Annotated in this window: 9 protein-coding genes; 3 read left to right on the top strand and 6 right to left on the bottom strand. The window is 73.8% G+C overall.

Annotation, left to right across the window (positions count from 1 at the left end; translation table 11 throughout):
* Nucleotides 1-12: 12 nt before the first annotated feature.
* The 4 genes from AC07D6_RS04290 to AC07D6_RS04275 are packed head-to-tail and all read right to left on the bottom strand — an operon-like array spanning nucleotide 13 to nucleotide 4,248.
* Entirely contained in the window at nucleotides 13-1,044 is a 1,032-nt protein-coding gene (locus AC07D6_RS04290; RefSeq protein ID WP_315878582.1) for a LacI family DNA-binding transcriptional regulator, read from the bottom strand.
* Nucleotides 1,041-1,970: a carbohydrate ABC transporter permease gene (locus AC07D6_RS04285; protein WP_315878581.1), complete on the bottom strand. Its 930-nt coding sequence runs from the start codon at nucleotides 1,968-1,970 to the stop codon at nucleotides 1,041-1,043. The genes AC07D6_RS04290 and AC07D6_RS04285 overlap by 4 nt, the downstream gene beginning before the upstream one ends.
* On the bottom strand, nucleotides 1,967-2,926 hold the full coding sequence (locus tag AC07D6_RS04280) for a carbohydrate ABC transporter permease (RefSeq protein WP_479041842.1): 960 nt from the start codon (nucleotides 2,924-2,926) through the stop codon (nucleotides 1,967-1,969). Before AC07D6_RS04280 ends, AC07D6_RS04285 begins: the two co-directional genes overlap by 4 nt.
* The gene (locus tag AC07D6_RS04275; RefSeq protein ID WP_315878579.1) at nucleotides 2,923-4,248 is read right to left on the bottom strand and encodes an ABC transporter substrate-binding protein; all 1,326 of its coding nucleotides are present in this window, start codon (nucleotides 4,246-4,248) and stop codon (nucleotides 2,923-2,925) included. The genes AC07D6_RS04280 and AC07D6_RS04275 overlap by 4 nt, the downstream gene beginning before the upstream one ends.
* A gap of 185 nt (nucleotides 4,249-4,433) precedes the next feature.
* Here AC07D6_RS04275 and AC07D6_RS04270 point away from each other — a divergent pair, with 185 nt between their 5' ends.
* From AC07D6_RS04270 to AC07D6_RS04260, 3 genes are all read left to right on the top strand, one after another.
* Nucleotides 4,434-6,470, top strand: a complete 2,037-nt coding sequence (locus AC07D6_RS04270; protein ID WP_479041840.1) for a beta-galactosidase — start codon at nucleotides 4,434-4,436, stop codon at nucleotides 6,468-6,470.
* A gap of 112 nt (nucleotides 6,471-6,582) precedes the next feature.
* On the top strand, nucleotides 6,583-8,145 hold the full coding sequence (locus AC07D6_RS04265; RefSeq protein WP_479041838.1) for a glycoside hydrolase family 53 protein: 1,563 nt from the start codon (nucleotides 6,583-6,585) through the stop codon (nucleotides 8,143-8,145).
* Nucleotides 8,146-8,213: 68 nt separating this feature from the next.
* On the top strand, nucleotides 8,214-8,429 hold the full coding sequence (locus tag AC07D6_RS04260) for a hypothetical protein (protein WP_315878576.1): 216 nt from the start codon (nucleotides 8,214-8,216) through the stop codon (nucleotides 8,427-8,429).
* A 117-nt stretch (nucleotides 8,430-8,546) separates the two neighbouring features.
* Here the strand turns inward: AC07D6_RS04260 and AC07D6_RS04255 are convergent, their stop codons facing one another.
* Together AC07D6_RS04255 and AC07D6_RS04250 are read right to left on the bottom strand one after the other, a co-directional pair.
* Nucleotides 8,547-11,432: a helix-turn-helix transcriptional regulator gene (locus AC07D6_RS04255; protein WP_479041835.1), complete on the bottom strand. Its 2,886-nt coding sequence runs from the start codon at nucleotides 11,430-11,432 to the stop codon at nucleotides 8,547-8,549.
* Nucleotides 11,433-11,638: 206 nt separating this feature from the next.
* A complete protein-coding gene (locus AC07D6_RS04250) occupies nucleotides 11,639-13,453 on the bottom strand; it encodes a S8 family serine peptidase (RefSeq protein WP_315878574.1) in 1,815 nt (604 codons plus the stop codon).
* Between the last annotated feature and the right edge of the window lie 251 nt (nucleotides 13,454-13,704).

Genomic DNA, 13,704 nt, shown 5'->3' with positions numbered 1-13,704 from the left:
AGGGGGCGGGGATCAGGTGGACGCGCGGCGGATCAGCTCGGTCGGGAGTATCACCGCCGCCGGGTCCTCCCCGCCGATCTGGGCGAGGAGGACGCGGACCATCTCGGTGCTGATGCGGTCCCACGGCTGGCGGATCGTGGTGAGCGCCGGGTCGGTGGACGTCGCGGCGGGCGAGTCGTCGAAGCCGCCGACCGCGATGTCCTCCGGAACGCGCCGCCCGGCCCGGTGGAGGGCGGACAGCGCGCCCTGGGCCATCAGGTCCGACGCGACGAACAGGGCGTCCAGGCCGGGGTCGCGGCGGAGGAGCTCGGCCGCGCCGGCCTCGCCGCCGGCGTGGCTGTAGTCGCCGGTGACGACGAGCCGCTCGTCGTACGGGACGCCCGCCTCGGCGAGGACCTCCCGGTAGCCGGCGAGCCGCTCGACGCCGCCCGGTGTGTCGAGCGGGCCGGTGATCGTGCCGATGCGGCGGCGGCCCAGCGCCAGCAGGTGGCGGACCATGTCGCGGGCGCCGTCGCGGTCGTCGGCGGCGACGTAACTGACCTTGGAGGTGTGGCCGATGGGCTTGCCGCACGCCACCAGCGGCACCCCGGCGTCGCGCAGCCGCTCGGCGAGGGGGTCGCCGGAGTGGCTGGAGACCAGCAGCACCCCGTCGACGTGGCCGGCGGTGATGTACCGGGTGATGCGCCGGCGTTCGGCCTCCGTCCCGGCGATCATCAGCAGGAGGGGGATGTCGTGCGCGGCGAGCGCCTGGGTGCAGCCGCGCAGGAGGACGTTGAAGTTGGGGTCCTCGAAGAACCTCTCCTGCGGCTCGGTGAGGAGGAAGCCCACCGAGTCGGAGCGGCCGGTGATCAGGGAGCGGGCGTGCCGGTTGACGACGTACCCGGTCTTGCGGATGGCCGCGTTGACGGCCTCCTGCGCGGCGGGACTGACGTAGTGTCCGCCGTTGAGGACCCGCGAGACGGTGCCGCGTGACACTCCGGCCTCGCGGGCCACGTCGTGGATCGTCGGCGGCTTGCGCCGCCCCCCCGTGTGCTTCATGGTCACGACTTTACGGCTCCCGACAGCAGGTCCAGGCTCCAGAACCGCTGGATGAACAGGAAGAGCGCGATCAGGGGGAGCAGTGCCAGCAGGGCGCCCGTGATGACCAGCGTGTACAGGGCGGGGGTGTTGGAGCCCTGGGCGAGGAGCGTGTACAGGCCGAGCGTCATCGGGAACTTCTCGTCGTCGCCGAGCATGATGTACGGCAGGAGGAAGTTGTTCCAGATGGCGACGAACTGGAAGAGGAAGATCGTCACCAGTCCGGGGACCATCATCGGCAGTCCGATGCGGGTGAAGATCCTCCACTCCCCCGCGCCGTCCATGCGGGCCGCCTCGACGACGTCGGCGGGGACGGCCGCGGAGGCGTAGATCCGGGCGAGGTACACGCCGTACGGGGAGAGCAGCAGCGGCAGCAGGACCGACAGGTAGCTGTCGGTGAGGTCGACCTTCGCGAGGAGCAGGTACTGCGGGACGGCGAGGATCACCGGCGGCATGAGGACACCGGCGAGGAGGACCTTGAAGACGGCTTCGCGGCCGGGGAAGCGGTACAGGGCGAGCGCGTAGCCGGAGACGGCGGACACGGCCGTCGACAGGAGGGCGCCGAAGCCGGCGTAGAAGGCGGAGTTGCCCATCCAGCGCCAGTAGATGCCGTCGCGGTACGCGTGGAGGTCGGCGATGTTCTCGGTGAACCCGGTGCCGGGCAGGAAGGTGAACGTGGAGAACAGCTCCCGGCCCGACTTGGTGGCGGCGACCAGGACCCAGGCGACCGGCAGGAGGCAGTAGACGGCGCCCAGCACCAGGGCGGCGGTGGGCAGCAGTGCGATCCGGTGGCGCAGCGGCGGGCGCCCGGCGGCGGGCCGCGGCGGGGCCTGGGCGGCGCCGGGGGTGGTGCCCGCGGCGGGCGCGGACTTGCGTGCGGTGATGCTGGTCATCGGGGTTCCCCCTGCTGGGTGCGGGAGTTGGCGGCGCGGAGGAAGCCGAAGGACAGGGCGAGCGTGACCACGGCGATGATCACGGCGGTGGCGGCGGCGGCGTGGAGGTCGCCGTTGCCGAAGGCGTCCTGGTAGACCTTCATCAGCGGGCTCCAGGTGGTGGAGACGGAGTTGGTGAGCGGCTTGAGGGTGGTGGGCTCGGCGAAGACCTGGAGCGTCGCGATGATCGAGAAGAAGAAGGTCAGGACCAGCGACGGCGCCACCATCGGGATCTTGATGCGGAGCGCGATCTGGAGCTGCGAGCAGCCGTCGAGCCGGGCCGCCTCGTACACCTCGGCGGGGATGGACCGCAGGGAGGTGTAGATGACGATCATGTTGAAGCCGGTGCCGCCCCAGACGGCGATGTTCGACAGCGAGAAGAACAGCGGTCCGCCGTCGAGCAGGTCGGGCTGCGGCAGGCCGAGCGCGTCGAGGACGTAGTAGAACGGGCTGACGTCGGGCAGGTAGAGGAATCCCCACAGCAGGGCGGCGATGACGCCGGGCACCGCGTACGGGAGGAAGATCGCCAGTCGGGTGACGGACGTGAGCCGGACCCGGTCGGCGTCGAGCATCAGCGCGAACAGCAGGGCGAGGCCGAGCATGGTGGGCACGACGATGGCGCCGTACCCGAGGACGCGCAGGGCGCCGTCGAGGAGCTCGGAGTCGGTGAGCGCGTCGGTGTAGTTGGTGAGGCCGGCCCACACTTCGCTGCGGGCGCCCTTGCCGAGGCCGAGGCCCTTGACCTCGACCTTGTGGAGGCTGAGCCAGATCGCGTAGCCGATGGGCAGGGCGAAGAAGAGCGCGAAGAGGACGGCGGCGGGGGCGAGGAAGGCGAACGGCGCGCTACGGCCGCGCCGTGCGCCGGAGCGGCGGACGGCGGCGGCCGTGGCGTTCGCCCGGGGGGCGGTGGTGGTCACTCGGCGACTCCGAAACCCTGCTTCTTCAGGTCGGCGACGGTGGTGTCGTGCATGGTGCGCAGCGCGGCGCCGAAGTCCGTCTTGTCCTTGGCGGCGCGGGCGAAGGCGTCGCGGAAGGTCGTGTAGGCGACGTTGACGTTGGGGCCCCAGGCGGAGGGGGCCGTCGTCTTGGCGATCGCGGCGGCCTCCGCGTAGAACGTCGGCTGGTTGGAGAAGAAGTCGGGCGCCTTGGAGAGGGCGCCGCCGGTCTGCGCGGCCGTGGCGGCCGGGTAGATCCCGCTCTCCTTCACCAGGGCGGCGAGGGCGGTGGGGTCGGTGTTGAGCCAGGTGACGAACTTGGCGGCGGCAGCCTTGTGCTTGCTGTCGTTGGTGACGGCGGTGGAGGAGCCGCCCCAGCTACCGGTGGCCTGGGCGCCGCCGGACCACTGCGGGAGCGGGGCCATGGCCCACTTGCCCTTCGTGTCGGGGGCGGCCGTGGTCAGGGTGCCGGGGGCCCAGACGGCGCTGACCCAGGCGATCTGCTCGCCGGTGTTGAGGGCCTTGTTCCAGGCGGGGGTGTACATCGGCTGGTTGTCGATGACGCCCTCCTTGACGAGGCCGCCCCAGAAGGTGGCGACCTTGCGGGTGGCGGCGTCGTCGATGCCGACCTTCCACTTCTCGCCCTCGGTGCTCCACCAGCGGGCGCCGGCCTGCTGGGCGAGGCCGGCGAAGAGGCCGGCGTCGTTGGCGGAGAAGGTGGTGAGGGCCTTGTCGGGGGCCTTCTCCTTCAGGGTGCGGGCGGTCTCGGCGAACTCGTCCCAGGTGGTGGGGACGGTCAGGCCGTACTGCTTGAAGAGGTCCTGCCGGTAGTAGAACATCATCGGCCCGGAGTCCTGCGGGATCGCGTAGACGGCGTCCGTGCCGAGGGTCGCCTGCTGCCAGACGCCGGGGGCGAACTTCTCCTCGACGCCCTCGACCTCCTTGGATATGTCGGCCAGGACGTCGTTGCTGACCAGGGTGGGCAGCGCCTGGTACTCGGCCTGGACCAGGTCGGGGGCCTGGTGCGCCTTGGCCGCGGTGAGGATCTTGGTGACGAGGTCGTCGCCGGACGCCTGCTTCTTCACCGTGACGGTGATCCCGGACTCCTTGCCGGGGCCCTTGTTCCAGAGGTCCGCGACCTTGTCCATACCGGGGGCCCAGGCCCAGTAGGTGAGGGCGGCGGGGCCCGCCTCCGCCGGGGCGGCGGACTCGTCGCCGGACGAGTCGCAGGCGGTGAGGGCGGTCGCGCCGAGGAGACCGGCGACGGTTGTGGCCACGAGGCGGCGGCGCAGCGTGAACGGCATGGATGTTTCTCCCTGACCTGGGGCCTCCGACAGTCGCGGGGGCCTGCCATGCTTCTGTGAGCGTTCACAGTAGAGAAACATTCAGGACACTTGTCAATGGTTGTTGCTGTGCGGTTATGTTGGCTCCACCCTCGAAGGAGGGCCTGTGAACGTTCCCAGCCAAACAACTTCCAGGAGAGAAGCCCATGCCGGACACACCCCGGGGCCTGACACGACTCGCCTTCGGCGCGGATTACAACCCCGAGCAGTGGCCGGAAAGCGTCTGGCACGAGGACATCGCACTGATGCGGGAGGCCGGCGTGACGATGGTCAGCGTTGGGATCTTCTCCTGGGCGCTGCTGGAGCCCGAGCCGGGGGTCCACGACTTCGGCTGGCTGGACCGGGTCCTCGACCTGCTCCACGAGAACGGCATCCGCGCCGACCTGGGCACGCCCACCGTCTGCCCGCCCGCCTGGTTCTACCGCGAGCACCCGGAGGCGCTGCCGGTCACCCGCGAGGGCGTCCGCCTCGCCTTCGGATCGCGCGGCGCGATCTGCCACAACTCCCCGGCGTACCGGGCGGCCGCCGCCGACATCACCGAGCGGCTGGCCCGCCGCTACGCCGACCACCCGGCGCTCGCCCTGTGGCACGTCCACAACGAGTACGGCGTGCCCGTCTCGGCCTGCTACTGCGACACCTGCGCCGCCGCGTTCCGCGTCTGGCTGGGCGAGCGGTACGGCTCCGTCGACGCCGTCAACGAGGCGTGGGGCACCGCCTTCTGGGGCCAGAGCTACGGCGACCTCGACCAGATCGACCCGCCGCGCCTCACCCCCACCGCGTGCAACCCGGCCCAGCAGTTGGACTACCAGCGGTTCGCCGACGCCGCGATGCGGGAGAACTTCGTGCGCGAGCGCGACATCCTGCACCGCCTCGCCCCCGGCGTCCCGGTGACCACCAACTTCATGACCGCCCTCAGCCAGTGCGACTCCGTCGACTACTGGGCCTGGGGCCGCGAGGTCGACCTGGTCACCAACGACCACTACCTGATCACCGACGGCCGCCGCACCCACGTGAACCTCGCCATGGCCGCCGACCTGACCCGCTCGGTGGCGGGCGGCGAGCCCTGGCTGCTGCTGGAGCACTCCACCAGCGGGGTGAACTGGCAGCCGCACAACCCGGCCAAGGCCCCCGGCCAGATGGCCCGCAACTCCCTCGCCCACGTCGCCCGCGGCTCCGAGGGCGCCATGTTCTTCCAGTGGCGCCAGTCCCGGCGCGGCGCCGAGAAGTTCCACTCCGCGATGGTCCCGCACGCCGGCACCGACTCGCGGGTGTGGCGGGAGGTCGTCGGGCTCGGCGCGGACGTCGCCGCGCTGGCCGGCGTCCGGGGGACGCGCACCGAGGCGGACGTCGCCGTCGTGTGGGACTGGCAGTCCTGGTGGGCGCAGAAGCTGGAGTGGCGGCCCAGCGAGGACCACGACGCGCGCGAGCGCGCCGACACCGCGTACGAGGCGCTGTACGACCGGCACCTGACCGTGGACTTCGCCGAGCCGGAGGCCGACCTGTCGGCGTATCCGCTGGTCGTCGTGCCCGCGCTGTACCTGACCACCCGGAAGGCGGGCGACAACCTGCGCGCGTACGTGGAGAACGGCGGCACGCTCGTCGTGTCCTACTTCTCCGGGGTCGTCGACGAGCACGACGCCGTCCACGAGGGCCCCCATCCGGGCGCGCTGCGCGACGTGCTGGGGCTGACGGTCGAGGAGTTCTCGCCGCTGCTGCCCGGCCAGGCCGTCCGGCTCTCCCCGGTGCCCGGGGCGGCGGTCGCGGCCCCGGCGGAGCTCGGCGGGGACGTGTGGACCGAGTTCGTCGTGCCGCGCGGCGCCGAGGCGGTGTGGGAGTACGCCGACGGGCTCGCCGCCGGCCGGCCCGCCGTGACCCGCCACCGGCTGGGCCGGGGCACCGCCTGGTACGTGTCGACCCGCCTCGACGCGGCCGGCCTCGGCACGGTCCTGGACCTGGCGTGCACGGACGCCGGGATGGCCGGGCGCACCGGCCTCCCGCGCGACGTCGAGGTCGTCCGCCGCACCGGCGAGTCCGGCCGCTACGTCTTCGCCATCAACCACACGGCGGCGGACGCCGAGGTCCCCCTGGAGGGGCCCGGGACCGAGCTGCTCGGCGGCGGCCGGGTCGACGGCCCGCTGACCGTGCCCGCCGGGACCGTCCGGGTCGTACGGCTCGACGGCTGACGCGCAGGGCGGGCCCGCTCCCCGGCGGCGCCCGCCCCCCTTGATCCCGGCCGGATGTGTCGAGGGGCGTCCGGCCGGTCCTCACCCCCACCCCTCCGTCGAAGGGACGACGATGTTCCAAGCGAGCCGCCTGACCCGCCACGTGCGGGCCCTGTTCCTCCCGCTGGCCGCGGGCCTGGCCCTGACGGCCCTGCCCGCCCCGGCGGCGCACGCCGCCTCCACGCTCACCAACACCGGCTTCGAGTCCGGTGCGACCGGCTGGTCGACCTACTCGTCGACCGGCCAGAGCTCCGCCTCCTTCGTCGAGGCCGGAGGGCGCAGCGGCGCCTCCCGGCTGTCGCACTGGGCGTCGTCCGCCTACAAGGTGGAGACGTACCAGTACCTGTCCGGACTGGCGAACGGTTCGTACACGCTGACCGCCTGGGTGCGGTCCAGCGGCGGGCAGAACGCCGCGTACATCGCCCTGCGCAACTGCGGCTCCGCCGAACAGCGCACGGACCTGCCGCCCACCCCGGACGGCAAGTGGATACGGCTCGTCACCTCCGTGAAGGTGACGACCGGCCAGTGCACCGTCAGCATCAACTCCGACGCCAAGGCCGGCAACTGGCTCAACGTCGACGACGTGTCCTTCACCCCGGGCTCCACGGGCCTGTCCGTGCGGGGCGTCGACGTGTCGTCCCTGAAGAAGAGCGAGGACCTCGGCGCCGTCTACCGCAACAGCTCCGGCGCCGCCGCCGACGCACTGGGCGTGCTGCGCTCGGCGGGCGCCGACTACGGGCGGCTCAAGGTGTGGGTGAACCCGGCGGACGGCTACAACAACAAGACCCGCGTCCTGGAGACGGCCCGCCGGATCAAGGCGCAGGGCATGCGGCTCCTGGTCGACTTCCACTACTCGGACACCTGGGCCGACCCGGGCGCCCAGTCGAAGCCCGCCGCCTGGTCCTCCCACTCGTACGAGCAGTTGCGCTCCGACGTGTACAACCACACGTACGACGTGCTGAACGCGCTCAAGGCGCAGGGCACCACGGCCGACATGGTGCAGATCGGCAACGAGATCAACACCGGCATGCTCTGGCCCGACGGGTCCACCGCCGACTGGTCGCGGCTGGCCGGGCTGCTGAACTCGGGCGCCTCGGCCGCGAAGGCGGTGTCCTCCTCGACGCGGGTCGCGCTGCACCTGGCGCACGGCGGTGACAACGCCCTGTACCGGCAGTGGTTCGACAACGCCACCGCGCGCGGGGTGACGTTCGACGTCATCGCCCTGTCGTTCTACGGCTACTGGCACGGCCCGCTCTCCTCGCTGCAGGCCAACCTCGACGACATCTCGGCCCGCTACGGCAAGCCGGTGCTCGTGGTCGAGACCGCGTACGCCTTCCGCCTGGACAGCGAGGACGCCCACGAGAACATCATCGACACGACCGGTGAGCTGGTCGCCGGCTACCCGGCGAGCCCGGCCGGCCAGGCGGCCTGGCTGCGCGACGTGATGAACGTCGTGGAGGCCGTCCCGAACGGGCGCGGCCTGGGCGTCGTCTACTGGGAGCCGACGTGGACGGCCGTCCAGGGCAACGGCTGGGACCCGGCCGACCCGTCGTCCGGCAACGGCTGGGAGAACCAGGCGCTCTTCGGCTACGACGACCGGCCGCTGCCCGCGATGGCCTGGCTCGGCCACCGCTGATCGGGGTCCGGCGGAAATTCGTCACGGCCGGGCCGTGACCCCGGGGCGCCTCGGCAGTTGGACCGGGCATGAAGAAGCGCAGCATGCTCGCCGTGGCGTCCCTCGCCGCCGGAGTCGTCACCTCCCTGCTCACCCCGTCCTCGCACGCCGCCGTCAGCGACAACCTGCCCCAACCGAGCTCCATGCTCGGCGCGGACGACGTCGCGACGCTGATGGACGACGTCGCCGGGGGCGCCGCGCAGGACGCCGTTTCCCACGTGGGCGGCAAGACCGCACAGCACTGACCGCCGCACACGACGACACCGCCGCGTGGCGCCCCCGCCGCGCGGCGGTGTCGTGCGCGCCCCGTGCCGCGCGGCGGTGCCCGCGCGGGCCGTCACCCGACCGGCGGACGCCCCCGGTCAGCCGTGGTCGTCGCCCGCCGCCGGACCGGGCCGGACCGCCGGCCCCGTGGTGATGACCGCGGCCAGTTGGGCGCGCGACCGCACGTCGAGCTTCTGGTAGATGCGCGTCAGCCGCGCCTCGACGGTCTTGACGCTCAGGTAGAGCCGGGCCGCCGCCTCCTGGTTGCTCGCCCCCTGCCCCACCATCCGGGCGAGGCGCGCCTCCGCCTCGGTGAGCCGCGCCAGCGCCCCGGCCCCCGACGGGGCCGCCTCGGCGCGGGCCGGCCCCTCGGCCACCAGGTCCAGCCAGGGCACGGCCCCGGCCCGTTCGAAGACGGCGGCCGCCGCGTTCAGCGCCTGCTGGGCCGCCGAGCGCCTGCGCCGCCGCCGCTCCACCCGCGCCAGGGCGATCAGGCACCGCCCCTGCTCCAGTACGAGGCCGTGCCCGGCGAACCGCTCGGCCGTCCCCGCCAGCAGCGCGGCCGCCTCCTCCTGCTTGCCGCCCGCCGCCAGGCACTGCGCGTAGGCGCGGTCGCAGCCGAGCAGCACCGTCGTACGGCCCAGGCGCTCGGCGACCGGGCCGACGTCGGCGAGCAGGGTCTCGGCCTCCTCCCGCGCGTCGTGGGCGAGGAGGGCCTCCGCCAGCTCCTCGTGCCAGCGCAGCATCGACGGGTCGACGGTCCGCAGGGCGCGCTCGCCCTCCTGGACCCGGCGCAGCGTGTCCAGCGCGGCGGCCACGTCCCCGGTGACGAGCTGGACCCTGCCCAGGGCGTACAGGGCGCGGGAGAGGAAGACCTGGTCGCCCTCCTCCTCCGACGCCTGGGCGCTGCGCCGGGCGTAGCTCATGGCGCGGGCGAAGGAGCCGCCCGCCGTCTCGGCGAGGGCCAGCGTGTACCAGGCCGGGCCGGGCGACAGGCCGGCCTCCAGGGTGAGGGCGAGGGAGCGGTGGGCGTGCTGGAGGGCGGCGGCGCACTGGCCGCGGCGGGCCTCGACGGCGGCGAGCGTGTGGAGGAGTTCGATGGTGTCCTCGACGGGACCGCGCCGCTCGACCAGCGGGAGCAGGGCGTTGATCTCGTCGCGGGCCTCGGCGAGCCGGTCGTCGAAGAGGGCGTGGCGGATCGTCAGGATCTGCGCGGCGTTGCGGACGCCGAGCGGCCGGTCGGCCCGCTCCAGGGCGCGGGCCTCGGCGAGGGTCTCCTCCGCGTCGGGCGAGCCGAGGACGCGGTCCATGCGGGCCTGCTGGGTGAGCGCCTGCGCGGCGGTGTGCCGGTCCCCGACCGAGGCGGCGAGGGCGGCGGACTCGACCGCGGCGGCGCGTGAGCGGACCGGGTCGCCGTCGGCGAGGACGTGCTTGACGGCGAGGCGCAGTTGGACGGCGGCCCGCAGTGCGGGTTTCCCCTCGGAGTCCTCCAGGGCGTGGACGTACAGCTCGTCGAAGTCGGTGAGGCCCTGGCCCGCGGTGTCGAGGACGGCGAGCCGGGCCCGCACCCGGTCCTCGGGGTCGGCGTCGCGGGCGAGGAGGTCGGCGGCGGCGCGCAGGGCGAGGTCGGCGCGGGCGGCGCGGGCGGCCTCCTCGGCGGCGTCGGCGAGCCGGGCGATGCGGCGGCGGCCGAGGTGGACGGGGGTCGACTCGGCGGCGAGCAGGGCCAGCTCGGCGGCGAGCGCGCTGTTGCCCCGGCGGCGTACGGTCTCCACGGCCGCGGCGACCTCGGCGGCGAGGCGCTCGTCGGGGACGTCGGTGGCGAGCGCCCGGTGCCGTACGGCCTCGACGGGGTCGTCGACGACGCGGGCGAGCGCGGTGTGGGCCTCGCTCCGCTCGGTCCAGGAGGTGTCGTGGACGAGGGTCGTGGGGAGCAGCCCGGCGGTGAAGGCGACGGCGCCGTCCTCGGTGAGCGAGACGAGCCCGGCCCGTTCGGCGGCGGCGAGTTCGGCCTCGGCGGTGGGCCGGCCCGCGCGGCGGACCAGGGCGGCCGTGGGGCGCAGGGCGAGCGCGGCGAGGAGGAGCGCGGCGCGCACGGGCGGCGGCGCGGGGGCGAGCATCCGGCGGGCGAGGTCGCGGGCGCGGCCGGAGAGGGGCAGCGCCTCGGCGTGGTGCACGGGGGTGCGGGAGTCGGCCAGGGAGCGGCCGACGGCCAGGGCGAGGCGGGGGTTGCCGCCGCTCGCCTGGTGGATGCGGCCGGCCATGCGGGAGGCGAGCCGGTGGTGGACGAGGAGTTCGGCGATCTCGTCGGCCTGGAGCGGGGGGACGAGGAGCACGTCGGCCTCGGAGGGCACCCAGAGGGCGGCGGGCGCGCCGCCGGTGGCCGCGTCGGGGTCGGGGACGGCGCCGGACGGCTCCTTCCACGGGCCGGTGCCGGCGCCTCCGTACGGGGCGTCGGGGCCGCAGGGGGCGGGGGTCTCGACGGCGAGGACGCGCAGCTCGGGCGGGGCGAGGTGCAGGGCGAAGCGGAGGAGGTCCGCGCTGTCGGGGTCGACGTGGCGGGTGTCGTCGACGACGAGGAGGACGGGGCCCTTCTCGGCGAGGGCGCGCAGCATCCGGGCCAGGGCGAGGCGCAGGGCGATGGGGTCCCGGCCGGTGTCGGGCGCGGTGGCCTCGCGGCACAGGACGGCGACGGCGGTGCGCTGCGGTCCGGGGAGGCCGTCGAGGGCGGAGGGGGGTACGGAGGCGACGAGGGCGGCCGCGGCGGCGCCGGGCATGTCGCGGTCGGCGGGCTGCGGGGCGAGCCACAGAACCGTTTCCCCGCGGGCGGCGGCCTCGGCGGCGGCGGCCTGGGCGACCTCGGTCTTGCCGACCCCGGCCGGCCCGGTGAGCACGGCGCGGCCCCGGGCGCGCAGGGTGCGGTCGAGGCGGTCGACGAGGTGGGCCCGGCCGACCGGCGCGGAGGGGTACGGCGTCGTCCTCATGTGCCACCACCCTCCGGCGCGTGGGCCCCGCCCGCACGCGGCGGGCCCCCTGCCCGCGCCCTGTGAGGATACGAATCAGGGGCGGGTAGTCCAGGTCTTCTGTCCGGCATGTGGACGGCGCTCCCGGGCCGCGCGACGGGGCGCGCCCCCGGCGGAAAGCCGAGAACACGCCCCTGACCTGCGAATTTGTTACCCCTACTGGCGTCTCAGAAGGTGAGACCCCAGGAGTCGATGTAGCCGGTGTCACCCGAGGCGACGTCGCGGACCTGGAGCTTCCACGTGCCGTTCGCGACCTCGGAGGAGGCGTCGACGGTGTAGGTGGCGAGGACGTTGTCCGCCGAGTCGTTGCCGCTGGAGTTCTTCAGCCGGTAGGCGGTGCCGTCCGGGGCGACCAGGTCGACGACCAGGTCGCCGCGCCAGGTGTGCTTGATGTCCACGTCCACCTTGAGGGCGGCGGGGGCGTTGCCGGTGACGCCGGTGACGGCGATGGCGGAGGTGACGGTGGCGTTGTCCGCGATCGTCACGTTCGCGGTGTTGCCGAAGGCGGTGCCGCCGGGGGTGGTGCCGCCGCCGGTGACGGCGTTGACCGTCTTGGCGGCGTCGGCGATGCCGGTGCCGCAGCCGCCGGAGCAGGTGCCGGGCAGCGGGCGGGCGTTGGTCTTGATCGCGGACTCGATGTCGGCGGGGGTCAGCGTGGACCTGGCCGACTTGAGGAGCGCGGCGAGACCGGCGATGTGCGGGGCGGCCATGGAGGTGCCCTGGTACGGCTTGTACGTCTCGGTGGACTGGACCGTGCCGCCGGAGTTCAGCGTGGAGTGGATGCCGTTCTCGGGCGTGGTGATGGTGCCCGGGGTGTCCGTGGCGCGGCGGGTCTCGCCACCGGGGGCGGCGACGTCGACGATGGTGCCGAAGTTCGAGTAGTACGAGCGGTTGCCCTCGCGGCTGGTGGACGCGACGGTGATGACGTTGTCGCAGTTGGCCGGGGTGAAGCCGGAGGCGTTGGCGTTGCTGTTGCCGGCCGCGACGACGACGGTGGTGCCGCGGGAGACGGCGCCGTTGATGGCGTTGCGGTAGACGGTCGGGCAGGTGCTGCTGGCGCCGCCGAGGCTCATGTTGATGATCTTGGCGGGGTTGGGGTTGGCCGGCACGCCGGGGACGCTGCCGCCGGACGCCCAGGTGATGGCGTCGGCGATGTCCGAGGAGGAGCCGCCGCACTTGCCGAGGACGCGGACGTGCTGGACCTTGGCGCCGTAGGCGATGCCGGCGATGCCCTTGGCGTTGTGGGTCACGGCGCCGATGGTGCCGGCGACGTGGGTGCCGTGCCAGGAGGAGCTGCTCGCGCGGGAGCCGGTGCCGCACTCGCCGTCGGTGGCGTTCCAGTCGCCCTCGTCCTTCGGGTCGCCGTCGCGGCCGTTGCCGTCGCGGGCGTCGGAGGAGGTCGAGATGAAGTCGTAGCCGGTGACGGTGTTGGCGGCGAGGTCCGAGTGGGCCGCGTAGCCGGTGTCGATGACGGCGACGGTGACGCCGCTGCCGGTCGTCTTGTCCCAGGCGCCGGGCACGTTCATGCCGCCGGTGGGCTCGAAGAGGTCCCACTGCTTGGCGTAGTCCGTGTCGTTGGGGGTCACGGCCATCGGGTAGGCGCGGATGTCGGCCTCGACGGAGGCGACGGCCGGGTCGGCGCGGAAGGCGTCCATGACCTCCGCGAGGTCCTGCCGGGTGGTCGCGGTGCCGAGGTCGACGAGCGCGGAGCCGCCGGCGAGGCGGCGCTCGAAGGAGAGCTCCTCGCCGGTCTCGGCGGCCTTCTCGGCGGTGTCGCTCTTGGCGGCGGTGTTCGAGGTGGCCTCCGCCGTGCGCGCCTTGTAGGTCACGATGACCTTCTCGACGGGCGCGGACGGGATGGTGGCGGCCGGGTTCATGGCCTGCGAGGCCGGCGCGGTCGGCTTCGGGGAGGGGGTGGCCTGCGCGGCGAGCGCCACCGACGAGGTGGACGCGACACCGAGGAGCGTGGCGCTCGCCGCCACGACGGATATCAGTCTCCGCCTGGAACCGTTCAAGTTGTTCCCTTTCAGGGGCGGCTCCGGCGACTCCCGGAGCTGCTGACGGTGCGGTGCGCGGGCGGCGGCGCGGGACTGTGGCTGTTTGTGGGGTACCTCCACAGCCCCTCGGGGCCGGGTGTGCCCCCGCGCCGCCGCCGGCGCGACGGCCCCGACGTCGGGGCCGTCCCCGGGGATCCCCCTGGGGTCGCATGCATGGGGTTACATGCACCTGACAG

The organism is Streptomyces sp. NPDC045287, from assembly GCF_056432325.1.
Note: the sequence above shows the minus strand (reverse complement) of the source record. Positions and strands in the feature narration are given on the sequence as shown.